Raw genomic sequence first — 1,354 nt, 5'->3', positions numbered from 1 at the left:
GTGATGTCGCGGTCCGGGTCGGTGGACTCGAGCACCAGCAGCTGGGCCATGACGTCGTCGGCCGAGGCGTCGTCGACCTGGACGCCGAGGAAGATGATGCGGTCCTCGAACAGCTTGGTGTACGGGTCCTGGCGCTTGAAGCCGTAGGGGGTGCGCTCTTCGAACTGGGGCAGCACGTAGCGGCTGCTCGGCAGGTTGCCGGCAGTCGAACCGAAGTTGTAGTTCATGTTCATTGCTCCTGAATTCATTGCTGTCTACCTGCCGGTCAGTTCTCGGTTGCTGTCGCAGCGCCGCCGCTGTTCCCGGAGCCGTTGGCGTTGGTTCCGCCGCCGCCTGCCACGGATCCGGCGTGTGCGGCGATCTTGTCGAAGAAGCCGTATTCGAGGGCTTCCGGGGCCGTGAACCACTTGTCGCGGTCGTTGTCCTTGAGGATGGTGTCCACACTCTGGCCGGTCTGGTCCGCGGTCAGCTCGGCCATGACTTTCTTCATGTGCAGGATCAGCTCGGCCTGGATCTTGATGTCCGACGCCGTGCCGCCGATGCCGCCGGAGGGCTGGTGCATGAGGATGCGGGCGTTGGGGGTGGCGTAGCGCTTGCCCTTGGTGCCGGAGGAGAGCAGGAACTGGCCCATGGACGCGGCGAGGCCGGTGGCGACCGTGACAACATCGTTCGGGATGAACTGCATGGTGTCGTAGATGGCCATGCCGGCGGTGACGGAGCCGCCGGGTGAGTTGATCTAAAGGTACATGTCCCTTTCAGGATTCTCCGCCGAGAGCAGCAGCAGCTGGGAGCAGATCGCGTTGGCGTTATCGTCGCGGACCTCGGAGCCGAGCCAGATGATGCGCTCTTTCAGCAGGCGGTTGTAAATGTAGTTATCCTGGGCTGCCGGATCGACCGTGGCCATCCGGGGTGTCCCTGCTTGCTGTGACATATGTACTTACCTCTCGCTGGCGACGGTGACGCCACTGGACGACATCACTGAACTTTCCTACAGCGACACTAACCGTTTTCACGCCCGCTTTGTTCGCTGGCGCCGGGCTGTTCGCTGACGGCGCACGATTGCCGGGACCCCGCGCGCCGGGTCCTGGATGCGGGCCCTTCCCGGCTCCCGAACAGACCGTGCCGGCCGGGCATGGCCGCAGGCGGGGGCTTAAAACAGACGGCCCCCGGATCGGTGATCCGGGGGCCGACTTTTCTAAGTCTCAATGACTGCTAGAACTTCACTGCTGCGGGGTCATCGCTCGGCGTGGCCTCGGTGCTGGCTTCTGCCGAAGCCGCTTCGTCCTCAACGGTCTCGGCGGCCGGGGCAGCCTCGTCGCCGGGGCGTACGAAGTCGCTCAGGTCAACCTTGTTG

At 64.2% G+C, this 1,354-nt stretch carries 1 protein-coding gene and 1 pseudogene; both read right to left on the bottom strand.

Going from position 1 to position 1,354, the window contains the following annotated elements:
* The coding region (locus LQV45_RS32930) for an ATP-dependent Clp protease proteolytic subunit (RefSeq protein WP_230011860.1) at window positions 1-227 on the bottom strand (227 nt) is incomplete at its 3' end.
* Window positions 228-265: 38 nt separating this feature from the next.
* Window positions 266-904: pseudogene (locus LQV45_RS32925) on the bottom strand (ATP-dependent Clp protease proteolytic subunit).
* Window positions 905-1,354 lie beyond the last annotated feature (450 nt).

Source organism: Microbacterium sp. Bi128 (assembly GCF_918698205.1).
This window is presented reverse-complemented; position numbering and strand designations above follow the sequence as displayed.